Genomic DNA, 20,858 nt, shown 5'->3' with positions numbered 1-20,858 from the left:
CGACCGACGGGCGTTGCGCGGCGCGCTTCCTGCGGTTCCGTCGCGCGCCGCCCTAGTGCGCGCCGCCGACGTTGAGCACGACCACCCCGGCGATGACCAGGCCGACACCGACCACCTTGGTCACGCTCAACGGCTCGCCGAGGACCACCGCGCCGATCGCCACGATCGCGGCCGTGCCGAGCCCGGACCACATGGCGTACGCGACGCCGACCGGGATGTCCCGCACCGCGAGGGAGAGCATCCCGAAGGCGGCCAGGTACGCCACGGCCAGGCCGAGCGTCGGCCAGAGCCGGGTGAACCCGTCGGTCGCCTTGAGCAGACTGGTGCCGAGGACCTCGGCGGAGATCGCGAGAAGCAGGAAGACGTACGCCATGCCGGTGATCCTGCGGCACGCCGTGCCGGGCACGGCGTGCCGCCGGGCGGTCAGACGCGCGCCCCCTCGGGGGTCTGCGCGTGGACGACGAAACGCAGCGAGCGGGCGTCGGTGAAACACTCCCGCATCGGCCGCACCAGATCCCGGTGCCCGGGACTGCGTTCCCACGCCTCGAAGTCGGCCAGGGACTCCCACTCACTGGTGATCAGCCACTGCTCCGGGTCCGCCGCCGACCGGCACACCTGGTCGACCAGGTGCCCCGGCACACCGTCGGCGACCAGGTGCCGCACCGCCTCGTACGCCCGCAGGAAGTCCGCCGTCCGCTCCTCGGCCACCCGCACGAGAAAGACGACCCGAGCCCGTGCCCCGCTCATTCCGCTGCTCCCCTCGGTGCCGGTGGCGCTCCGCGCAGCACCAACGCGCTGTTGAAACCGTCGAAACCCCGGGCGCAGACCAGCGCCAGCCGGCTGCGCGGCTGCCGGGGCGCCCGCAGGAAGTCCAGTTCGCAGCCCGGCGCCGGCTCGCGGGGACCGGCGGAGGCGGGCAGCGTGTCGTGGCGGAACGCGAGCAGCGCGGTGGCCACGTCCAACGCGGAGCCGCCCTGGTGGGCGCGGCCGGTCAGCGCCTTGTGCGTGCTCACCGGCGGGAGCCGGTCGCCGAAGACCGCGCGCAGCGCCTCGGCCTCGGCGCGGTCGAAGCGGGGCACCCCGAGGGCGTCGGGGACCACCACGTCCACCTCGTCCGCGGCGACCCCCGAGCGGTCCAGGGCCAGCCGCATCGCCCGGGCGTACCGGGCGGAGTCGCCGCCGGCGTCCGGGCCGGTGTGCGCGGCGTCGTGGGTGGCGCCCCAGCCGGTCACCTCGCCGTAGACCCGGGCGCCCCGGGCCAGCGCGTGCCCCAACTCCTCCACCACGAACACCGCCCCACCCTCCGCCGGCACGTAGCCGCCGGCCGACCGGTCGAACGGCCGGTACGCCACCTCCGGGTCGGCGACGTCGCTGAGCAGCCCGGAGCGGAGCTGACATGTCAGCGCGTACGGGCTCAGCGGGCACTCGGTCGCCCCGGCGATCACCACCGGCGTGCCGCGGCGCACGGTGCGCACCGCGTGGGCGAGGCTGTCCAGCCCACCGGCGGACTCGGCGACCAGCACCCCGCACGGCCCCTTGAACTGGTGGTGGATGGAGAGCTGCCCGACGCTGGCGGCGTAGAACCAGGCGATCGACTGGTACGCCCCCACCGTGCGGGTGGCGCCGCCCCACAGCCGTTGCAGTTCCCGCTGCCCGAACAGGTTCCCCCCGGACGAGCTGGCCAGCGTCACCGCCCAGCCGTAGGGCTCGGGGGCCCGCTCGGGCAGCCCGGCGTCGGCCAACGCCAGCCTGGTCGCGGCGAAGCCCAGGTGCGTCCAGCGGTCGGTCTGCACGAGCTGCCGGGTGTCGGCGTACGCCGCCGCCTCGAAGCCGGGCACCTCCCCGGCGACCCGGGTCGGGTAGTCCGCCGGGTCGAACAGGGTGATCGGGCCGGTGCACCGGGTCCCCGCCGCGACCGTGCGCCAGTGGGCGTCGGCGCCGATGCCGCTGGGGGCCACCACCCCGATGCCGGTGACCACGGCCCGCGCGCTCACGCCGCCGCCGCCAGCCGCCGGAACACCATCGCGGACTGGAAGCCGCCGAAGCCGCTGCCCACCGACAGCGCCACGTCCACCGGGGTCTCCCTGGCCACGTTGGGCACGTAGTCCAGGTCGCACTCCGGGTCCCGGGTGGCCCAGTTGGCGGTGGGCGGCACCACGCCGTACTCGATGGCCAGGGCGCAGGCGGCCATCTCGATCGAGCCGATCGCGCCGAGCGAGTGCCCGACCATCGACTTGATCGAACTGATCGGCACCCCGTACGCGGCCTCGCCGAGCGCCCGCTTGAACGCCGCCGTCTCGTGCCGGTCGTTCTGGCGGGTGCCGGAGCCGTGCGCGCTGATGTAGGAGACGTCCTGCGGGGACAGCCGGCCCTGACGCAGCGCGTCGGTGATCGCCAGGCCCATCTCCACCCCGTCGGGACGCAGCCCGGTCATGTGGAAGCCGTTGGCGCGGCTGGCGTACCCGGCCAACTCGCAGTAGACGTGCGCGCCCCGGCGGCGGGCGTGCTCCCACTCCTCCAGCACCAGCACCGCCGCGCCCTCGGCGAGGACGAAGCCGTGGCGGTCGGCGTCGAACGGGCGGGAGGCGTGCGCCGGGTCGTCGTTGTCCGGGCTGGTCGCCTTGATCGCGTCGAAGGAGGCGACGGTGACCGGGGAGATCGGCGAGTCCGACGCCCCGGCCAGCACGATGTCGGCCTCCCCGTCGACGATGAGCTGGTGGGCGTAGCCGATGGCGTCGATGCCGGAGGTGCAGCCGGTGGACACGACCTGGGCGGGGCCGTGCAGCCCGTGCCGGACGGCCACGTCGGCGGCGAGGCTGCTCGGCACCAGCGCCGGATACAGGTACGGCCCGCCGAGGGCGTGGTCGACCAGCCACCGCCGGCCGGATTCGCTGACCCGCACGTACTCCTGCTCCAGCGCCATGGTGCCGCCGACGGCGGTGCCCAGCACCACGCCGGTGACCTCCCGCTCGGCGTCGGTGGGTTCCAGGCCGCTGTCGGCGAGCGCCTCGATGGAGCAGGCCAGCGCGAACTGCACGTACCGGTCGGCGCGCTGCCGTTCGGCGAGGGTGATGCCGGCCGCGTCGGGGTCGAACTCGCACTCGGCGGCGATCTGGGAGCGGAACGGCGACGGGTCGAAGAAGGTGATCCGTCGGGTGGCCGTACGCCCCTCGGTCACGGTCTTCCAGAAGCTGTCCCGGGTGGCGCCGCCCGGCGCGACCACCCCGACGCCGGTGACGACCGTGCGGCGCCCGGTCACGACGCCACCTCGGTTCGCGACTGCGGGGCTCGCAACCCCGGCTCACTCCTCGCGCTCACGACCCGCCCCGCTGCTCGACGAGTTCGGTGTCGACGTGGCCCAGTTCCGGCCGGGGCGCGAGGGGCCCCAGGTGGAAGACGACCTCGGCCGCCTCGTCGCCGGTGTTGCGCAGCCGGTGCCGGACGTTGCGCGGCACGAACAGCGCCTCCCCGGCGGCCAGCGGCACCGCCTCGTCGTCCAGGTCGGCGGTGATCGTGCCCCGGACGACGTACAGGAACTCCTCGCTGTAGGGGTGGTAGTGCTCGGCGATCCGCTCCCCGGGGCGCAGCGTCGCCACCCCCATGAAGCCGGAGGTGCTGCCGACGGTCTTCGGGCCGAGCAGCACCCGCAGTTCGCCGCCGCGGCGGCCGTCGGGCGCGACGTCGGCGGCGGCCACCAGCCGCAGGGTGTCCTCACTCATCGCCGGCTCCCGTCGCCCCGCCGGCACCGGCCGGGCCCCGGCCGCCGGCGGCGGCCAGGCGTTCGATCTTCTCCTTGATGACGGCGAGCTGCACGGCGCTGTTGGTGTTGATCCGGTCGGTCATGCCGGCGTTGTCCACCGGCGCGGTCGGTTTCATCGCGAAGTCCTGCACCCAGGTCATCCGGGTGCCGCCGGGCTCCTCCGCGTAGCTCCAGTGGATGCGCATGTACTCGAACGGCCCGGTCTCCACCCGCCGGGCGCGCACCTGCCGGGTGGCCGGGTCGGCGGTGCGTTCGCTGACCCAGCTCCACGCCACCCCGTTCTCGTCGGGGTGCATGGTGAGCCGGAACCGCACCGTTTCGCCGTCGCGGTCCAGGATCTCCGCCCGGGCGTACTCGGTGAACAGCTCGGGCCAGCCGGCGACGTCGTTGGTGACGTCCCAGACCAGCGGCAGCGGCGCGGCGATGAGCACACTGTTCTCGGTGTGTCCCGGCGGGTCGGCGCGGCGGGCCACCAGCTCGGCGACACCGGCGATGCTGAGCTGCCCGGCCTCCTCGGGGATCCGCACCTGCCACCGGTCGGCGACCACGGCGGAGAGTTCGAGCAGCGCCAGCGAGTCCATGCCGAGTTCCTCCAGGGACGCGGCCGGGGCGCGGGCGGCGGCCTCGGCGTCCAGCCCGCAGTTGGCCACCAGGATGTCGGTGATCTCGGCGGTCAGCGGACGGCCATGGGTGACGGTCATCAAAGCCTCCTGTGGTGTGCGTCGGACGGGCCGGCGAGCAACTGGTCGACCAGGCCGGTGGAGTAGCGGCCCTTGCGGAACCCGGCGTCGTCGAGCACCCGCCGGACGAACGGGATGGTGGTGCGGACCCCGGGCCCGGCGATGTCGAACTCGTCGAGGGCGCGTTCCAGCCGGTTGAGCGCGAGCTCCCGGTCCGGCGCCCACACCGCCACCTTGGCCAGCAGCGAGTCGTAGTACGGGCCGAACAGATAGCCGGCGTGGCCGTGCGTGTCGACCCGGGTGAACGGGCCGCCGGGCGGGACGAAGCGGTCCAGCCGGCCGGGGGTCGGCGCGAACCCGCGGTCCGGGTCCTCCACGTTGACCCGGCACTCGATGGCGACCCCGTGCGGGCGGACGTCCTCCTGCCGCCAGCGCAGCGGCACCCCGGCGGCGATGTGCAGCTGCTCGTGCACCAGGTCGATCCCGGTCACCATCTCGGTCACGGGGTGCTCGACCTGGATCCGGCAGTTGATCTCCAGGAAGTGGAACCGCTCGTCGGGGTCGACGAGGAACTCCACCGTGCCGGCCCCGGTGAAACCGGCGGACAGGGCACCGCGCAGGGCGCACTCCGCGATGGCCTCCAGGGTGCCGGCGGACAGCGCCGGGGCGGGCGCCTCCTCCACCAGCTTCTGGTGCCGGCGCTGCACCGAGCAGTCCCGGGTGCCCAGGTGCACCCCGTTGCCGTGGGAGTCGCACAGCAGCTGCACCTCGACGTGCCGGGCGCCGGTCAGGAACCGCTCCACGTACACCCGGTCGTCGCCGAACGCGGCCTGCGCGGCGGCCCTGGTCCGCGCGTACGCCCGGGGCAGCTCGGCGGGGGTGGCGACCACGGTCATGCCCCGGCCGCCGCCGCCGGCCGCCGCCTTGACGATCACCGGGTAGCCCGCCTCGGCGGCCACCTCCGCCGCCGCGGCCGCGGTGGGCACCGGCGCGACGCTGCCCGGCGGCAGCGGCAGCCCGGCCCGGCGCATCAGCGCCCGCGCCGAGGACTTGTCCGCCAGCGCGGCCATCACCTCCGGCGGCGGACCGATGAACGTCAGCCCGTTGTCGGCGCAGATCTCGGCGAAGTCGGCGTCCTCGGAGAGGAACCCGTAGCCGGGATGCACCGCCTGCGCGCCGACCTGCCGGGCCGCCTCCACGATCGCGGCGGCGTTGAGGTAGCTGCGCCGGCTGGCCGGCGGACCGATCAGGACGGCCTCGTCGGCGAGGCGCACCACGGCGGAGTCGGCGTCCGCCGTGGAGTAGACGACGGCGGTACGCACCCCCAGTTCGCGGCAGGCGCGCAGCACCCGCAGGGCGATCTCACCCCGGTTGGCGATCAGCACCTTCTCGAACATCACGCACCGCCTCAGACCGGGTCCAGCGCGACGAGCGGCTGGTCGTACTCGACCGGCTGGCCGTCGGCGGCGAGGACCTCGGCGACCCGGCCGCCCCGGTCGGCGGTCACCTCGTTCATCAGCTTCATCGCCTCGACGATGCCGATGACCTGGCCGGGGCGGACCAGGTCACCGACGGCGACGAAGGGCGCGGCGCCCGGCTCCGGCGCCCGGTAGAACGTGCCGACGATGGGCGAGCGCACCGCGTACCGGCCCGGCTCGCCGTCGGTCACGGGCGGCGGCGCGGGCCGGGCCGCGACGGGCACCGCCTCCGGCGCCTCCGCGGGCGGCCCGCCGTGCCACTCCACCTCCAGCACCGTGTCGCCGCTGCGCAGCCGCACCCGGCGGACCGGGCCGGCCAGCTCGGCGACGAGGTCCCGGGCGTGCCGCCGCAGCCCGGCCAGCACCGCGTCCACCCCGGACGCCGACTCCGCGCCGGCCGGCGCGGTGTCGACCGGGGCGCCGCCCGCGCTCACCGGACACCCGCCCGGGCGCCGAGGCGGGCCGCGCCGAAGCGCCGGAACCGCTGCCGGCGGCGCCGGACCAGCGTGGCGGGCGGCACGTCCAGCAGCGGCAGCAGGGCGGCCGACACCGCCGCGCCCAGGGCGCGCGCGGCCGCCTCCGGGTCGTGGTGCGCGGCCGGGGCCGGCTCGGGCACGAGATCGTCGACCACCCCCAGGCGGCACAGGTCGGGCGCGGTCAACCGCAACGCGCGCGCCGCCTGCGGGGCGGCCCCCCGATCCGGCCAGAGGATGGCGGCGCAGCCCTCCGGGCTGATCACCGAGTAGACGGCGTGCTGGAGCATCAGCACTCGGTCGGCCACCGCGAGGGCCAGCGCGCCGCCGCTGCCGCCCTCCCCCGTGATCACCGCGACGACCGGGGTGGGCAGCACGGCGAGCGCGAGGATGTTCTCCGCGATGGCCGCCGCCTGCCCCTGCTCCTCGGCGCCCACGCCGGGATCCGCCCCGGGCGTGTCGACCAGGGTCACCACCGGCAGGCCGAGGCGGGCGGCCAGCCGCATCAGCCGCAGCGCCTTGCGGTGCCCGGCCGGGCTGGCCATGCCGAAGTTGCGGGCGACCAGCTCGGCGGTGGTGTGGCCCTTCTGGTGCCCGATCACCATGACGGGCCGGCCGTCCAGCCGGGCCAGTCCGCCGACCACCGCCGGGCAGTCCGCGCCGAGCCGGTCGCCGTGCAGCTCGACGAAGCCGTCGAACGCGGTCTCCAGGTAGTCCAGTGTGGTCGGCCGGCCCGGGTGCCGCGCCAGCCGCACCGTCTCCCAGGCGTCGCCGCCCGGCGGGTCGGCCGGGCCCGGCGCCGTCGCGTCACCCGCCTCGCCGGCCGGCCGCGCCACGCCCGGCGACGGCTCCTGCCGGGGTACGGCGGGACGCGCCGCCGGCCGACGTCCCGCCCGGGCCGCGGCGAGCAGCGCCGCCAGCCGGCCCCGCAGGGCGTGCCGGGGCACCACCATGTCGACCTGCCCGTGCCGCAGCAGGAAGTCGGCCGTCTGGAAGCCCTCCGGCAGCGGCCGGCCGGTGACCTGCCGGATCACCCGGGGACCGGCGAAGCCCATCCGCGCCCCGCTCTCGGCGATCACCACGTCGGTGTTGGTGGCGAACGAGGCCGCCACTCCCCCGTACGTCGGGTCCGTGAGCACGCTGACGGTGAGCAGCCCCGCCTCCCGCAGCGCGGCGATCGCCTGGCTGACCGTGGCCATCTGCATCAGCGACAGGACGCCCTCCTGCATCCGCGCGCCGCCGGAGGCGGTGACCAGGATCAGCGGCGTGCCGTCCTCCAGCGCCCGCTCGGCGGCCCGGGTGATCAGCTCCCCGACGGCGCAGCCGAGGCTGCCGCCGAGGAAGCGGAAGTCCATCACCGCGAGCGCGCACGGATGCCGGCCGATGGTGGCGGTGCCGCAGACGACCGCCTCGGCCAGCCCGGTGCCGGCCCGGGCGGCGGTGAGCCGGTGCGGGTACGGCAGCAGGTCGACGAAACCGATCGGGTCGACCTCCGCCGGCCGGTCCGGCAGGGCGGTGAACGACCCCGGGTCGACGAGCTGGAGCAGCCGCTCCGGCGCGTCGAGGCGGGCGTGCGTGCCGCACTCGGGGCAGACGTCGAGGTTGCGGCGCAGCCGCTTGCGGTACAGCAGGGTGGCGCAGCCGCCGCAGCGGGACCAGAGCTGCCCCTCCCGGGGCGCGGTGGCGGTCACGACGGCCGCCCGGCGGGCGCGGCGTCGAAGCGGTAGAAACACCGGGCCATGGCGTCGCGCGGCTCCCGCCACGTCGGCAGGTACGGCGAGACGTACGGGCGCAGCCGGGCGCTCACCCGCACGAACTCGGGGTGCCCCCGGGCCGCCTCGACCGCCGCCCCGGCCGGCGCGTCCGTCTCCAGCAGGTGCACGTAGAGGTCACCCAGCCGGTACAACGACCGGTGCCGTACCCCGACCAGGTGCGGCAGCTCCGTCGCGTCGGACTCGGCGAAGATCTCGGCGACGCGCGCCTCGGCGCTCGGCACCACCTTCGCGACGATCAGCGAACGGTCCATGGGTGGACCTCCCTCCACGGCGTCGTCGGTGACGACGGCGCCGGCCGAGCCGGACGACTGGCGACACGATGCGGCCACGGGCGTCACGGCGGCGTCACCGCGGCCCGCCGCCCGACAACGCCACTTCGTGACGCTGCGTTGACGCAGGCTGTGTATCCGCTGTACAACACCTCCCACCGCGGTGGACTATCCGCAGTTCAGAACCGTTTTCGTGGACACGTCATCGGCAGTCCGATCTCGTCCGAAACATTGACCGAGAGTGACCGCGATTGATAATCTTCGTCACGGTCAGCCCGGCGACCGCGGCGCGCGACGCCGCGCCGCGGCGGTGCGACCCGACAGTGGGGTCAAGGGCAGCCGCGCCGGGACAGCAGAGGAGTCGGGACGAGCGTTCCGCAGGGGGTGCCGCCGTGGCCGCTGATCCGTCGACGCCGACCACCGGGCGCCGCACCGGCACGCAGATATCGCTGCACCTGCTCGGCGGCTTCCGGCTGCTGCACGGCGACACCCCCGTCGTGGTGCCGCGCGGCCTGCAACGGGTCATCGCACTGATCGGCCTGCGCCCCGGCGCCACCCGCAGCCACCTCGCCGGGCTGCTCTGGCCCGACGCCCCCGAGGACCGCGCGCTGTCGTCCCTGCGGACCGCGCTGTGGCGGCTACGCCAGGACCCCTGCTGCCCGCTCACCACCGCCGGCGACACCGTACGCCTCGGCCCCACCGTCCGGGTCGACGTCGACGCCCTCATCGGCACGGCCGCGCGGGTGCGCGACGGCGACGCCCCGTGCGCCGCCGCCCTCGCCGCCGGCCGACACGACCTGCTCCCCGGCTGGTACGACGACTGGGTCCTCGCCGACCGGGAGCGGCTGCGCCAGCTGCGGCTGCACATGCTGGAGGAACTGGCCGGCCAACACCTGGCGGCGGGCCAGCACGGGCAGGCCCTGGAGGCCGCACTCGAGGCGATGGCCGCCGAGCCGCTGCGCGAGACCCCGCACCGGCTGGTGGTGCGCATCCACCTCGCCGAGGGCAACGCCTTCGAGGCCGTGCACGCCTTCTACGTCTACCGCGACCTGCTGCTGCGGGAACTCCGGCTCGAACCCTCCGCAGCCATGACCGCGCTGCTCGACGACACCCTCGCGCCCATCCGGGAGGCCACCCGGGACACCCCGACGCCGCCGCGGCGCACGCCGTCCGCCCGGGTCGCGCCCCGCGCCCGCTGAACCGGCGTCACCGGCGCAGCCGCACGCGTGACGGGCAGGTGACAGCCGCCCGGGCAGGGTGGGCCGCACAACAGTCCGTGGTCTCCGACACCGCTCGCGGAGCGCCACCGGCGAGAGGGGTCCCATGAGCCGTCTACTGATCGTCAGCAGGATCATCCCGGGCGCGGAGGGTCGCGTCGCGCAGATCTTCGCCGAATCCGACGTGACCGAACTGCCCGCCCTGACCGGGGTCCGGCACCGGTCCCTGTACTGCCTGCACGACCTGTGCGTCCACCTGATGGAGACTGCGGACGTCGACCCGGACGCCCTGGCCGGCGCCCGCAACCACCCGCTGTACCGCCAGGTCAACGAGCGCCTGTCCGCGCACACCTCGCCGTACCTGCCGACCTGGCGCTCGCCACGCGACGCGATCGCCGGCTGCTTCTACCGCTGGGACTCCGCCGACGCGCCGTCCCCGCACGCGGCCGGCTGAACGGAGGCGGCCCCATGTCACCCAGGCCACCCCACGTCCTGATCATCGGCGCCGGCACCGGCGGGCTCTGCCTGGCCCACGGCCTGCGCCGCGCCGGGATCAGCGTCGCCGTCTACGAGAAGTACCGCACCCGCGGCGAGGGACTGCTCGGCTACCGCGTCGGCATCGGCCCCACCGGCAGCCGCGCCCTGCGGGAGTGCCTGCCGCCACGGCTGTTCGACACCTACCTGGCCACCTGCGCCCGATCCCCCCGCTACTTCAACGTCATCACCCAGCGGATGCGCCAGACCGCCTCGTTCACCCTGCGCCCCGACACCGACCCGGTGGACACCGAACGGTCCGTGGCCCGGATGACCCTGCGCCAGGTCCTGCTCACCGGCATGGAGGACGTGGTCCACTTCGACAAGACCTTCACCCGGTACGAGCAACGCGACGACGCCACCGTCACCGCCCACTTCGCCGACGGCAGCACCGCCACCGGCGACCTGCTCGTCGCCGCGGACGGAACGCACTCCGCCGTACGCCGCCAGTACCTGCCGCACGCGGTCACCCGCGACGCCGGCACGGTCAACATCGCCACCCGCATCCCCCTGACCCCGCACACCCGCCAACTGCTGCCCGAACGGATCGAGCAGGGCATCTCGCTGATCTTCGGCACCGGCGGGATGATGGGCGTGCTGCACGTGATGGAGTTCAAGTGGAACGGCGACGGCTCGCTGAAACCCGGTGTCGACCCCGCCGACGCCGCGCTGTTGCGCGACTGGCCCGGGCTGCGCCACGACACCACCCGCGACAACATCAACCTGGTCATCTGGAGCACCGCCCGCCGGTTCCCGCCCGACGTCATGCAGCGCCGCGGCGAGGACCTCGTCCTGCTCGCCCTCCAACTCACCCGCAACTGGCACCCCCACCTGCGCGAACTGCTCGCCCGCAGCGACCCGGGCAGCGCCCTGCCGATCCGGGTCTCCACCAGCGAGCCGGTGCCGCCGTGGAAGAGCAGCACCGTCACCCTGCTCGGCGACGCCATCCACACCATGACCCCGGGGCGCGGCGTGGGCGCCAACACCGCGCTGCGCGACGCCGCCCTGCTCTGCCGGCAGCTCCGGCTGGCCGCGGCCGGCGACAAGACGCTGCTCCAGGCGGTGGCCGACTACGAGGCCGCGATGGTGCCGTACGGCTTCGCCCGGGTCGCCGACTCGCTCAACCGCAGCGGCACCAACGGCGACGACCGGATGTACAAACCCGTCGTCGGCCGGCTCGCGCTGCTCGGCGCACGGGGCTACTTCGGCGTCACCAGCCGGGTGCCCCGACTGGCGCGCAAGTTCGTCAACGACTTCTACACCTACCGCGGCGAGGAGGACTGACCGTCCGACCCGGACCCCGGCGCCCGCCCGGCGCCGGGGTCCCCGCGTGCCCGCCCCGCACGTGCGCGGACGGCGCCCGGCGACGACGGTCCGTCGCCCGGCGGACACCCCCGGTGCAACCCGTCCCACATGCGCCGTGACCGGCCGATCCTGCCTGCCGCCCGTGCGGCGCGTGTGCGAAGCTGCGGCGAGTTTTTCTCGGAGTTTCGACGCGAACGAATAGGAGGTCCGCCGTGGCGTGGTCTTTCGGGCACTGGCTGATACTGATCGTGGCCCTGCTGGTGGGTCTGGCGGCCGGTTGGTTCTGGCGCGGCCGGCAGGGCGCGGCAGCCGGGCACGGCTCGCCCACGGTGGAGGGTGACCGGGTCGCCGGCATGACCGCCGTGGTGGTCGACCCGCCGCCCGCCGCCACCACCGACGAGGTACGCCCCGAGGTGACCCTCGACCGGGCCCCGGACGCCGTCGCCGACCCCGTGCCCGCCCCCGACGGCCCGGCCGACGCCGACGCCGCCCCGGTCACCGTCGTCGCCACCGACGCCGGGCCGGCCGGCAAGGTCGACCCGGCCGACATGGCGCTCACCGGCGACCCGGTGCCGGCGCCCGACACCGACCCCGTGGCGACCGCCACGCCGCGCGACACCGCCCCGGATCACCGGCCGGACACCGAGGTGGTGCTGCCGGCCGCCGCCGGGGTGACCGGCCCCGTCGACCGCGAGCCGGCCGAGGAGCCGACCACCGCCGCCGATCCGGAGACCGTCGCCGTGAACGAACCGGAGCCGGTGCCGGCCACCGCCGCCCCGATCGAAGCCCCGACCGCCGAGCCGGAACCCGCGCGCGCCGACGGGGCGGAGCCCGTCCCGGCCGCCGAGCCGGAACCCGTCCGGGCCGTCGCCGTCCCCGCCCAGGCGCAGCCCGAGGCCGAGCCGGTCCCCGCAGCCGCCGGCCCGGCGGAGCCGACCCCCACCGCCCCGGCCGAGCCGGACGCGACGCCGGCGGCGACCACGCCGGCGGACGAGCCGGCCGAACCGGCGGACGAGCCGGCCGAACCGGCGGACGAGCCGGCCGAACCGGCGGACGAGCCGGCCGAACCGGTGGTCGTGCCCGCCGCGCGCGACGCGGCGGCGACCCCGCCGGTGCGGTCTGCGGCCGACGCGGACGCCGCCGACGACTTCCGCCGCATCCAGGGTGTCGGCCCGAAGATGGCGGCGGCGCTGCAGGCCGCCGGCATCCGCACGTACGGGCAGCTCGCGGAGTTGGACGAGGCCGCGCTGCGGGAGACGATCCGGGGAGCCGGCCTGCGGGCCGCGCCGAGCCTGGCGACCTGGCCCCAGCAGGCGAAGGTGCTCGCGGGCGCCGCGCAGGAGGCGGCCGCCGCCCTGCCGACCGGCGGCGACGACGCCTGACCCCGGGGCCGCCACAAGGACGGCGGCGCCGGACGGCGCTCCCCCGCGAGCCGGGGCGGCGCCACGACACGATCCGCCTGATGCCACCGACGTCGCGACGTCCGCTCACCCGGACGCCGCGACGTCGGGCATTCCGGACGGAGGGCCGACCAGCCACCGGGCGGCGGCCGTGGGAGCCGGACACCGTTCGCCCGATCCGGCGCCCGGTCAGACCAGGGCCTCCGCGTACCCCCGGACCCGCAGACGCCGACCGGCGGTGGGGCCGAGCCGCACCTGGAGGCCGAGCGGCGCGGCGGCCCGGCGCACATCGTCGACGTGCAGCGAGCCGTGCCGGTCGACGGTGAGCACCGGCGGCTCCTCCGGCTCCCCGGCCGGGGCGTGGAACGACAACAGCGTCACCGAGGCCGGCAGGTGCCCGGGGTGCGCGGCCCGGGCCGCCGCCTCGTCCCGGTGCGCGAGCACCACCAGGTCGTCGAGGTGGGCGAAGTCCTCGGCGATGCCCTCGGCCTTCCAGTGCGCCGGCTCCTCCGCGACCCCGGTCAGGTGCCGCGAGCGGTTCGCCGAGGTGATGTGGAGGTGGTCCACCCCGATCTCGGCGACCGCCCGCGCGAAGAACACGTTCGACGGGCAGGCCAGCCCCGGCGCGATCACCTGCGTGGTGCGTACGCCCCGGTCGTGCCGGGTGAGGTGGGCGGGCAGCCGGTCGACGGCCGGACCGCGGAAGCCGAACGGGCCCGCGCCGTAGAGGACGCCCATCAGCTGCCGCACCCGGCGCGCGGGCAGCCGGTGCGGCAGCCGCGCCCAGTCGAACATCGCGGGGATCCGCCCGAAGGCGGTGGTGATGCTGCCGACCTGGTCGGCCGGCCGGCCCTTGGCGACGTTGACCCGGCGCACGGTGGCGGCGTCCGGCCGGGTCACCAGCGCGTAGAAGTTCCCGAACGCCACCGCCACCACCGCGCCCCCGGCCAGTGCGCGGGCCGCGACGGCGACGTCCTCGGGGCGGTCGACGAACAGGTGCGGGGTCGGGGCGTCCATGGTGTCCTCCTGCGCGGTGCTCTGACGCAGTTGTACGCCCGCCGGGCCGCCGCGCGCGGCCGTCGGTCGGCGATCCGATAGCGCACCGGCGTGCCCCGGTCCGGGCGGTCGGCCAGGGCGTGCCGTCAGGCCGGCGGGCCTGCCGGGCGGGACTGTCGACCGACGCGCCCCGGGACACCGCCGACCCGGCCGAGCAGCGGCGTCGTTAGCCGTTCCACGCGACTGGGTACAACTTCGACACCTCGAACCACCACACCCCTTTCTGGAGGCAGCGATGCGCGGCACGTCGATACTCGGAGTCATCGTCGTCATCTGGCTGATCATCGGCGCGGTCGCCGCCGGCCAGCGCGGCTACTACAACGGCGACGACACCGACTGCGCCGAGGCGGGCACCATCCTGGTGACCATCGTGGCCGGGCCGCTGAACTACATCGGCGCCAACCCGAAGGTCGACTGCGAGCTGCCCCAGCCCTCCGAGTAGGACGGGCCCCGGCCCGCGCCTGGCGGGTGCGCGGGCCGGACCCGTGGACGGCCTCGTGCGGCGACGGGGAGCGCGACGCGGGCTAGGAAGCGACCATCCGCGTGGGCGACTCCGTCCCGACATCCCGCCACACCGTCCAGGTGGGTACGGCGGCGACGAACGCCAGTGCCACCAGCAGCGCGCTGACCCACAGCGGGGACCGGTAGCCGAGCCCCGCGCCGATGGCCGCCCCGCCCAGCAGGGGGCCGACTGCCGCGCCCACGTTCAGGGCGGCGGTCGCGAAGGAACCGCCCAGGGACGGCGCGTCGACGGCCGCGTACAACGCCCGGGTGATCAGCGTGGAGCCGACCGCGAACGAGAGCGTCCCCTGGACGAAGACGAGCAGGAACGCGGCGGGCGCGCTGGCGGCGGTGGCCGCGAACAGGAGCCAGCCGACGAGCAGGGCCACCCCACCTGGCACCAGGACCCGCATGGGCTGCGAGTCCGACACGCGACCGCCGACCGTCACACCGACGAACGACCCCAGGCCGAAGAGGGCCAGCAGGACCGGCACCCACCTCCGGTCGTAACCGCTGACGTCGGTGATCAGCGGCGCCAGGTAGGTGAAGGTGCAGAAGGTCGCCCCGTTCACCAGTGCGCCCAGGAGCAGGGTCACGAGCAGGCGGGGACGGCGCAGCGCCCGAAGCTCGTGCCGCGCGCCCGGTACGGCCGCGTCCGGTGGCGTGGCCGGGACCGCGCGCCAGATGGCCACGACGGCGGGCAGCGAGACGACGGCCACCGCCCAGAACGCCGAGCGCCATCCCCACAGCTGGCCGAGGAACGCCCCGGCCGGCACCCCCGCGACGCAGGAGAGGGTGAGACCCCCGAGCAGCACGGAGGCGGCCCGGCCCTTGGCCCCGGGTCCGGCCATGTCGGCCGCCGTGGCCAGGCCCACCGCGAGGAACCCGGCGTACGCCAGCGCTCCGACGACCCGGGTGGCCAGCAGCACGCCGAAGCTGTCGGTGACCGCCCCGACGACGTGCACGACGACGACGGCGGTCAGGAAGACCAGCAGCGCCCGACGTCTGGGCCACCGCAGACTGAGGACGGCCATCAGCGGCGCTCCGATGATCATTCCTACCGCGAAGGCCGACGTCAGCGCGCCGGCGGCCGGGACGGGCACGTGCAGGTCCCGGGCGAGGTCCGGCACCAGACCGGACAGCATGAACTCAGACGTTCCCTGGGCGAAAACCGCCAGTCCGAGCAGGTAGATGGCGAACGGCATGACACTCCACATTCCGCGTCGTGGATGGATGAAGAGGACGCGGGTGGGTCACGGCGGACCACGGCCGGGCGGCGCACGGGACAACCGTCCAGCCGGGCGCACGGAGACCACCGCGCGAGGGCCTCCCCGGGTACGTGGACGCGGCACGACGGTGGTGACGCGCGGGTGACGCCCGGGAGCAGCCGGTACGACGGCGATCGGTGGCGGGGACGCCCGAGGGACGCTGTCCGGTTCCGACAGCGCCTAGTGCGACGTCAACGAGGGCCAGCCACCGGACACCGGTGGCTGGCGTCTGGACGCCTCGGGGCTGGACACGACGCAGACCCTAGTGACGGCGCGGAGCATTCGTCAACGCGACAACCGCCGGCGGCGCGGGCGCGGCAGCGAGGACGGCCGTGGAGCAGCCGAGGAACGTCACCGGGGTGGGCGACGGGTGGGCCTCCGGGGGTCAACCACGCCGTCCGCCTGCCACACATCCCCTAAGGCGTCCTAGGAGGATGGGCTGTCAGGTCGACGGACCGAACCCGTGCCGGAGGCGGGGCACGTCTGCCGGAGCAGGCGGCGGGAACGGGCGTCGCTCCACGGCATCAGGCCACGGGAGCACCAGGACGAGGGCCGGCCACAAGCTGGCCGCCGGAGGGTACGGACCGCGGGAGACGATCCGCCAGGCCGTCGTGGGAGGGCCCAGCGGCCGAGCTCGCGCAGGCGGGCTCGGCCGGACGGCGAACGGAGGGCGCCGTCCGGACGGCGGGCACGCGACGAGGGGCGCACCCGGCCCGCGCCGCCGAGGATCCTCACGATCGTCGGGAGCGGGCCGGCTGCGCCCCTCGGGGCGGCCGGTCAGCGGAAGCAGTTGGCCACCGGCACCCGGCTGCCCTCGCAGTTGGTGGACTCGTTGTCGACGATGTCGGTCTCGTCGTCGACCCTGACCCGGGCCTTGTCGGCGAAGAGACCGCCCGGCCTCCCCGTGGCGGTGTTGTCGCTCACCCGGCTGCGGTAGAGGGAGACCTGACCCTGGGTCGCGAAGATTCCGCCGCCCGTCGACGCGGCGCCGACGGCGTGGTTCCCGTCGACCGCGCTGTTGCGGACCAGCAGGTTGGACTTCGCGGCGTAGATCCCGCCGCCGGCGCCCCGGGCGGTGTTGCCGGCCACGACGCTGTCGTCGAGCGGAAGCAGGCCCTGGGAGGTGGAGATGCCGCCGCCGTTGCCGGTGGCGGTGTTGTCGCGCACCTCCATGCCGCGCAGGAAGATCAGGGCGTCCGAGTTGGCGATGCCCCCACCGGTCTGGGCGGTGTTGCCGAGCACCCTGCTGTCGGCCACCCTGGTGCGGGCCGAGAAGCTGGCGATGCCGCCGCCCTGCGCCGCGTTGTTGTGCGCGAAGGTGCTCTTCTGCACCTCGGCGGCCCCGCGGTAGTTGCCGAGGCCGCCGCCGTACGCGACGGCGGTGTTGTTCCGGAAGTCCGACGTGCGCAGGCTCAGCACGCCGCCGTTGAGCAGGCCCCCGCCCTTGCCCGCCTTGCCGGCGGCGTGGTTGTCGACGAAGGTGCTGTCGGCGACCACCATGTTGCCGTCGTTGAAGATCCCGCCACCGCCGCCCTCCGCGGAGAGGGAGGTGCTGCCGACGACGGCGGTGCGCTCGACCACGGCCGACGCGCCGTGCACGACGTGGATGCTGCCGCCCTCGGCGGCGGAGAGGCCGTTGCGCAGCACGACGTCGGAGAGGGTCAGTTCCCCGCCGTCGCGGACGGTGAAGAACCGGAACGCCTCGGCGTGCACGTCCCGCTTGATGGTGGCGCCCTCGCCCCGGATCGTGATCGGGTGGTAGATGACCGGCAGCCCCGCCCTGTCGTGCTGCGCGTTGCGCGGCGGGGCCTCGGCGTCGCCCGGGTTCTCCGCGCTGTCGGCCGCCTCCCGGGCGTCCCGGATCCCGCCGTCGTAGTCGTCGGGCTGCTGGAAGGCGTGCGTCAGCTCGTACGTGCACTTCGGCGCGAGCCGCAGGTGGGCGCCGCCCTCGGCGTTGGCCCGGACCAGCGCGGCGATGAGCTTCGACGAGTCGCACGGCACCGCGACCTCCCCTCGGTGCCCGCCCCCGGGCCCCCGGGGCCTGCCCTCCTCCCCGCCCCGGCGCTCCCCGGCGGAGTCGCCCGACCAGTCCCCGGATCGCTCCCCGGCGGAGTCGCCGGAGGGCTCCCCGGCGGCATTGCCGGACGGCTCCCCGGCGGGGTCGCCGGAGGGCTGCCCGCCGAGGGCGGCACGGCCCTGCTCGCGGCGGTCGTCGCGGTGCTCCGCGCCGGAGTCGTCGCCGCGCAGCACCAGGGACGATGTGTCCGGCGCGGCGGGCAGCGCTCCCGCGGCCACCGCGACGCCGCCCGCCACCCCGGCCACCAGGGTGCCCGCCACGAGGCCACCCGCTAAGAACCACCGGGACCGCCGCCTGGTTGGCGCCGCTCGCCGGTTCCCTTGATACGTCGACATCAGCCTTCCCCTGCCTCTCGGTGCATGACACGGCCGGCCCGAAAGCGGGCGCGGGGTGGCTGACATCCCGACAGCCACCGAAGGCCACAATACGAGCGAAACTCGGGCAAGTCAGTCGAAGATGAATAAAGGTACGATTCATCTTGAGAAGGCTGATACCTGCCGTGCGGCCCGAGGCCGGCACGGGATGCCGGGGTCAGCCGCCGACGTGGATGCCCGGCCGGCGGGCCGGGTCCGGCTCGGACTTGCGGAGGATCTCCCGGACCACCGGCGGGGTGTCGCCCCGACCGAGGATGAGGTAACGCAGCAGGTGCGCGATCGGGTTCCCCTCGGACCATTCGAAGTGGGCGTGCGGGCGGACGCCGGTGGCGTCGCGCAGCGCCAGGAGGATCGCCGCGATGGCGTTCGGCACCGCCGGGCTGCTGGCCCGCAGCACCCGGAAGCCCCCGACCTCCACGCCGTGGACCCGCAGCACCTGGCTGAACTCGGACGGGTCGACCACCTCGATCTCCAGGAACAGGATGTCGCCCTCGCCGGGGACCGGGTTCATCCCCCGCTGCGCCCGCTCCTTGATCGTGTACTCCTTCACCGCGCCCCGGGCCCGCTTGTGGGCGATGAGGTGCAGCCGGCCGTCGTGCGCCAGCGAGTCGGCGACGAACCGTCGGGCCGGCTCGTCGAACTCGATCCGCTCCGTACGCAGCTCGGTGGTCCGGCTCACCCGCGAGACCAGCGAGACCGCGACGATGCCGAGGATGAACAGGACCGAGATGGTGATGCCGTCCGGCTTGGCGATGGCGTTCTCGGCCAGGGCGTACAGCAGGACCAGGGTGAGCACGGCGAAGCCGACGGCGGCGACGCGCTCCCGGCGGCGGGCCGCGGAGATGGTGACCGCCACGGCGGCGGAGACCATCATGGCGAGGATCCCGGTGGCGTACGCCCCGGCCTGGTCGTTGACGTCGGCCCGGAACACCACGGTGATCGCGATGCTGACCAGCGTGTAGACGATCACGACCGGCCGCACCGCGCGGGCCCACTCCGGCGCCATGCCGTAGGTGGGCAGGTAGCGGGGCACGATGTTGATCAGGCCGGCCATCGCGGAGGCGCCGGCGAACCAGAGGATGAGCGCGCTGCTGACGTCGTAGACGGTGCCGAAGACCTCGCCGACGTGCTCGTGGGCGAGGTACGCCAGCGCCCGGCCGTTGGCGGCCCCGCCCGGCCCGAACTCACCGGGAGGGATCAGCACCGTGGTCACGAGCGAGGTCGAGACCAGGTAGACCGACATGACGAGGGCGGCGGTGGCGAGCATCCGGCGGGTGTTGCGGATCCGCGCCGCCAACCGGGCCTCGCCGTCCGGCCCGTCCCCGGCCACCAGCGGCATCATGCTGACCCCGGTCTCGAAACCGGAGAGCCCGAGCACCAGCAGCGGGAAGGCCAGCACGGCGGTCACCGCCACCTCGCCCGGGCCCCGGCCCGCGCTCAGCGCCGAGGTCCAGCCCGCCAGCGTCCCCGGGTCCGCCGCGATCTCGGCCACCGAGACCGCGACGACCACCGCGTTCAGCGCCAGGAAGACGGCGACCAGCGGGATGGCCACCGCCACCGCCTCCCGGAAGCCGAGCAGGAAGACGCCGCCGAGGATCAGCAGCAGCACGACGGTGACGCCGACGGCGACCCCCGTTCCGCCGACATCCTCGGGCAGCAGCGGGTTCTCCAGCAGGTGCACCGTGGCGTCGGCCGAGGAGAGGGTGATCGTGATGATCCAGGAGGTGGCCACGAAGCCGAGCAGGACCAGCACGAAGACCTTGCCCCGCCAGAACGGCAGCAGCCGTTCCAGCATCGCCACCGAGCCCTGCCCGTGCGGGCTCTCCCGGGCCACCCGCCGGTACATCGGCAGCATGCCGAGCAGCGTCAGCGCAACGATCAGCAGGGTGGCCAGCGGGGAGAGCGCCCCCGCCGCGACCGCCGCGATCCCCGGCAGGTACGACAGGGTGGAGAAGTAGTCCACCCCGGTCAGGCACATGACCTGCCACCAGGCGTGCGAGCGGGCCTGGCCCTCCGCCGACTCGGGGCCCACCGGCTGCACCCGGTGCATCAACAGCCACCGTCGCAGCGGGCTGGGCGGCGCCGCCGGCCGGCTGGGGCTGGCCACGACCTCCGGGACGGCGACCGGGCGACCGGCGCGGCGGCCGGGGCGGGTGGGATCGCGCGCGGCGCGCAGTTCCCGGTCCCTTCCGGCGGGCGGCGGGCGGCGGCCGCGCGTGCGCCGCGACCCCGCCCCGTGCTCGTCAGCCATCCCCCGTCCCCGCCCCTCGGCCGTCCTGACCCGACCGTAGGCGGTCTCCCGCCGGCCGCCCGCCGGAACGGCGAACCCGGAACGCCCTTCCGCCGAGGCGGGAGGCCCTCCCGGACGGACGGACCGACCGGGGGCGCCGGCCGGGCCGTCCGCCACCGGCCGGCGCGGGCGTACCCCGCGCGGACCGGCCGGCACCCCCCGGGCCGGCCGGCCCTCCCCCCCACCCCCGACCACGGCCCGCCCGCCGGGCGGCCACGGCGGCCGGGCACCCCCCGGGCCCGGGCGCCGAGCGAACACTTCTACCGGGGACCCCCGGGACCGGCCGCCGTCTGCGCCGCCCTCATCCGCATTGCTAGCCGAGGCTTCCTCCACCCGATCCGCACGGGGCTGCACGGAGTGCTGAGCGTACTCGGCACGGCGCTGTCCGCAGGGCGCATGCT

General features: G+C 75.3%; 19 protein-coding genes. 5 read left to right on the top strand and 14 right to left on the bottom strand.

Annotation, left to right across the window (positions count from 1 at the left end):
* Nucleotides 1-52 precede the first annotated feature (52 nt).
* Genes ACZ6O2_RS31470 through ACZ6O2_RS31425 form a run of 10 tightly spaced genes read right to left on the bottom strand, consistent with a single transcriptional unit; the run spans nucleotide 53 to nucleotide 8,417 of the window.
* The gene (locus ACZ6O2_RS31470; RefSeq protein WP_466025456.1) at nucleotides 53-373 is read right to left on the bottom strand and encodes a DMT family transporter; all 321 of its coding nucleotides are present in this window, start codon (nucleotides 371-373) and stop codon (nucleotides 53-55) included.
* 50 nt (nucleotides 374-423) lie between these two features.
* The gene (locus ACZ6O2_RS31465) at nucleotides 424-747 is read right to left on the bottom strand and encodes an antibiotic biosynthesis monooxygenase family protein (protein WP_466025455.1); all 324 of its coding nucleotides are present in this window, start codon (nucleotides 745-747) and stop codon (nucleotides 424-426) included.
* Nucleotides 744-1,994: a beta-ketoacyl synthase N-terminal-like domain-containing protein gene (locus ACZ6O2_RS31460; protein WP_350707490.1), complete on the bottom strand. Its 1,251-nt coding sequence runs from the start codon at nucleotides 1,992-1,994 to the stop codon at nucleotides 744-746. The genes ACZ6O2_RS31465 and ACZ6O2_RS31460 overlap by 4 nt, the downstream gene beginning before the upstream one ends.
* Nucleotides 1,991-3,259: a beta-ketoacyl-[acyl-carrier-protein] synthase family protein gene (locus ACZ6O2_RS31455; RefSeq protein WP_466025454.1), complete on the bottom strand. Its 1,269-nt coding sequence runs from the start codon at nucleotides 3,257-3,259 to the stop codon at nucleotides 1,991-1,993. Before ACZ6O2_RS31455 ends, ACZ6O2_RS31460 begins: the two co-directional genes overlap by 4 nt.
* A 55-nt stretch (nucleotides 3,260-3,314) precedes the next feature.
* Nucleotides 3,315-3,719 (bottom strand): cupin domain-containing protein, encoded by a 405-nt coding sequence (locus ACZ6O2_RS31450; RefSeq protein WP_466025453.1) that lies wholly within the window; start codon nucleotides 3,717-3,719, stop codon nucleotides 3,315-3,317.
* A complete protein-coding gene (locus ACZ6O2_RS31445) occupies nucleotides 3,712-4,461 on the bottom strand; it encodes an SRPBCC family protein (RefSeq protein ID WP_466025452.1) in 750 nt (249 codons plus the stop codon). Before ACZ6O2_RS31445 ends, ACZ6O2_RS31450 begins: the two co-directional genes overlap by 8 nt.
* Nucleotides 4,461-5,837, bottom strand: coding sequence for an acetyl-CoA carboxylase biotin carboxylase subunit (locus tag ACZ6O2_RS31440; protein ID WP_350707483.1), 1,377 nt, complete (start codon nucleotides 5,835-5,837; stop codon nucleotides 4,461-4,463). Before ACZ6O2_RS31440 ends, ACZ6O2_RS31445 begins: the two co-directional genes overlap by 1 nt.
* Nucleotides 5,838-5,848: 11 nt before the next feature.
* A complete protein-coding gene (accB, locus tag ACZ6O2_RS31435; RefSeq protein ID WP_466025451.1) occupies nucleotides 5,849-6,352 on the bottom strand; it encodes an acetyl-CoA carboxylase biotin carboxyl carrier protein in 504 nt (167 codons plus the stop codon).
* Nucleotides 6,349-8,082 (bottom strand): acetyl-CoA carboxylase carboxyltransferase subunit alpha, encoded by a 1,734-nt coding sequence (locus ACZ6O2_RS31430; protein ID WP_350707479.1) that lies wholly within the window; start codon nucleotides 8,080-8,082, stop codon nucleotides 6,349-6,351. The genes accB and ACZ6O2_RS31430 overlap by 4 nt, the downstream gene beginning before the upstream one ends.
* Nucleotides 8,079-8,417 carry a TcmI family type II polyketide cyclase gene (locus ACZ6O2_RS31425; protein WP_350707477.1) on the bottom strand — a complete coding sequence of 113 codons (339 nt, stop codon included), beginning with the start codon at nucleotides 8,415-8,417 and terminating at the stop codon, nucleotides 8,079-8,081. The genes ACZ6O2_RS31430 and ACZ6O2_RS31425 overlap by 4 nt, the downstream gene beginning before the upstream one ends.
* Nucleotides 8,418-8,827: 410 nt before the next feature.
* On the opposite strand from ACZ6O2_RS31425, the gene ACZ6O2_RS31420 reads away from it, so the two are divergent.
* The 4 genes from ACZ6O2_RS31420 (at nucleotide 8,828) to ACZ6O2_RS31405 (ending at nucleotide 12,873) form a co-directional block, all read left to right on the top strand.
* Complete coding sequence (locus ACZ6O2_RS31420; RefSeq protein WP_350707475.1) at nucleotides 8,828-9,634, top strand: AfsR/SARP family transcriptional regulator; 807 nt, start codon at nucleotides 8,828-8,830, stop codon at nucleotides 9,632-9,634.
* Nucleotides 9,635-9,758: 124 nt separating this feature from the next.
* Nucleotides 9,759-10,106, top strand: coding sequence for a TcmI family type II polyketide cyclase (locus tag ACZ6O2_RS31415; protein WP_466025450.1), 348 nt, complete (start codon nucleotides 9,759-9,761; stop codon nucleotides 10,104-10,106).
* 14 nt (nucleotides 10,107-10,120) lie between these two features.
* Entirely contained in the window at nucleotides 10,121-11,470 is a 1,350-nt protein-coding gene (locus ACZ6O2_RS31410) for an FAD-dependent oxidoreductase (RefSeq protein WP_466025449.1), read from the top strand.
* A 233-nt stretch (nucleotides 11,471-11,703) separates the two neighbouring features.
* A complete protein-coding gene (locus ACZ6O2_RS31405; protein WP_466025448.1) occupies nucleotides 11,704-12,873 on the top strand; it encodes a helix-hairpin-helix domain-containing protein in 1,170 nt (389 codons plus the stop codon).
* Nucleotides 12,874-13,080: 207 nt separating this feature from the next.
* Here the strand turns inward: ACZ6O2_RS31405 and ACZ6O2_RS31400 are convergent, their stop codons facing one another.
* Complete coding sequence (locus ACZ6O2_RS31400) at nucleotides 13,081-13,908, bottom strand: hypothetical protein (protein ID WP_466025447.1); 828 nt, start codon at nucleotides 13,906-13,908, stop codon at nucleotides 13,081-13,083.
* 274 nt (nucleotides 13,909-14,182) lie between these two features.
* Between ACZ6O2_RS31400 and ACZ6O2_RS31395 the strand changes: the two genes are divergently transcribed.
* The gene (locus ACZ6O2_RS31395) at nucleotides 14,183-14,389 is read left to right on the top strand and encodes a hypothetical protein (protein WP_466025446.1); all 207 of its coding nucleotides are present in this window, start codon (nucleotides 14,183-14,185) and stop codon (nucleotides 14,387-14,389) included.
* 82 nt (nucleotides 14,390-14,471) lie between these two features.
* On the opposite strand, the gene ACZ6O2_RS31390 is transcribed toward ACZ6O2_RS31395, so the two are convergent.
* The 3 genes from ACZ6O2_RS31390 to ACZ6O2_RS31380 form a co-directional block, all read right to left on the bottom strand.
* Nucleotides 14,472-15,653 (bottom strand): Cmx/CmrA family chloramphenicol efflux MFS transporter, encoded by a 1,182-nt coding sequence (locus ACZ6O2_RS31390; protein ID WP_466025445.1) that lies wholly within the window; start codon nucleotides 15,651-15,653, stop codon nucleotides 14,472-14,474.
* An 840-nt stretch (nucleotides 15,654-16,493) separates the two neighbouring features.
* The gene (locus ACZ6O2_RS31385) at nucleotides 16,494-18,128 is read right to left on the bottom strand and encodes a hypothetical protein (RefSeq protein WP_466025444.1); all 1,635 of its coding nucleotides are present in this window, start codon (nucleotides 18,126-18,128) and stop codon (nucleotides 16,494-16,496) included.
* A 196-nt stretch (nucleotides 18,129-18,324) separates the two neighbouring features.
* Entirely contained in the window at nucleotides 18,325-20,418 is a 2,094-nt protein-coding gene (locus ACZ6O2_RS31380) for an APC family permease (protein WP_466025443.1), read from the bottom strand.
* Nucleotides 20,419-20,858 lie beyond the last annotated feature (440 nt).

The organism is Micromonospora sp. NPDC048040, from assembly GCF_055587185.1.
This window is presented reverse-complemented; position numbering and strand designations above follow the sequence as displayed.

What these genes read in the sequence shown, in the direction of transcription:
- ACZ6O2_RS31445 (WP_466025452.1), bottom strand. Translation starts at nt 4,461, where the DNA reads ATGACCGTCACCCATGGCCGTCCGCTGACCGCCGAGATCACCGACATC.
- ACZ6O2_RS31465 (WP_466025455.1), bottom strand. Translation starts at nt 747, where the DNA reads ATGAGCGGGGCACGGGCTCGGGTCGTCTTTCTCGTGCGGGTGGCCGAG.
- ACZ6O2_RS31380 (WP_466025443.1), bottom strand. Translation starts at nt 20,418, where the DNA reads ATGGCTGACGAGCACGGGGCGGGGTCGCGGCGCACGCGCGGCCGCCGC.
- ACZ6O2_RS31390 (WP_466025445.1), bottom strand. Translation starts at nt 15,653, where the DNA reads ATGCCGTTCGCCATCTACCTGCTCGGACTGGCGGTTTTCGCCCAGGGA.
- ACZ6O2_RS31415 (WP_466025450.1), top strand. Translation starts at nt 9,759, where the DNA reads ATGAGCCGTCTACTGATCGTCAGCAGGATCATCCCGGGCGCGGAGGGT.
- ACZ6O2_RS31440 (WP_350707483.1), bottom strand. Translation starts at nt 5,837, where the DNA reads ATGTTCGAGAAGGTGCTGATCGCCAACCGGGGTGAGATCGCCCTGCGG.
- ACZ6O2_RS31450 (WP_466025453.1), bottom strand. Translation starts at nt 3,719, where the DNA reads ATGAGTGAGGACACCCTGCGGCTGGTGGCCGCCGCCGACGTCGCGCCC.
- ACZ6O2_RS31410 (WP_466025449.1), top strand. Translation starts at nt 10,121, where the DNA reads ATGTCACCCAGGCCACCCCACGTCCTGATCATCGGCGCCGGCACCGGC.
- ACZ6O2_RS31385 (WP_466025444.1), bottom strand. Translation starts at nt 18,128, where the DNA reads ATGTCGACGTATCAAGGGAACCGGCGAGCGGCGCCAACCAGGCGGCGG.
- ACZ6O2_RS31425 (WP_350707477.1), bottom strand. Translation starts at nt 8,417, where the DNA reads ATGGACCGTTCGCTGATCGTCGCGAAGGTGGTGCCGAGCGCCGAGGCG.
- ACZ6O2_RS31395 (WP_466025446.1), top strand. Translation starts at nt 14,183, where the DNA reads ATGCGCGGCACGTCGATACTCGGAGTCATCGTCGTCATCTGGCTGATC.
- ACZ6O2_RS31400 (WP_466025447.1), bottom strand. Translation starts at nt 13,908, where the DNA reads ATGGACGCCCCGACCCCGCACCTGTTCGTCGACCGCCCCGAGGACGTC.
- ACZ6O2_RS31470 (WP_466025456.1), bottom strand. Translation starts at nt 373, where the DNA reads ATGGCGTACGTCTTCCTGCTTCTCGCGATCTCCGCCGAGGTCCTCGGC.